Annotated in this window: 1 pseudogene; it reads left to right on the plus strand. The window is 65.2% G+C overall.

From position 1 onward, the window contains the following. A pseudogene (locus SB751_RS33165) lies at positions 1-253 on the plus strand (formyl-CoA transferase); the annotation flags it as partial.

Here is a 253-nt window from a genome sequence, read left to right on the forward strand (position 1 = left end):
CTGGCGCTGGGCATTGTCACCGCGCTCTACCAGCGCACGCACACCGGGCGCGGCCAAAAGGTGCTTGCAGCGATGCAGGACAGCGTGCTCAACCTGTGCCGCGTGAAGCTGCGCGACCAGCAGCGGCTCGAACGCACCGGGGTCATGAAGGAGTATCCGCAATATCCGAACAGTACGTTCGGTGAAGCGGTGCCGCGTGCGGGCAACGCATCGGGCGGCGGCCAGCCGGGCTGGATTCTCAAATGCAAGGGAT

The sequence above is a fragment of the Cupriavidus sp. SIMBA_020 genome (assembly GCF_046535395.1).
In the GTDB taxonomy this organism is placed as follows: Bacteria; Pseudomonadota; Gammaproteobacteria; order Burkholderiales; family Burkholderiaceae; genus Cupriavidus; species Cupriavidus campinensis.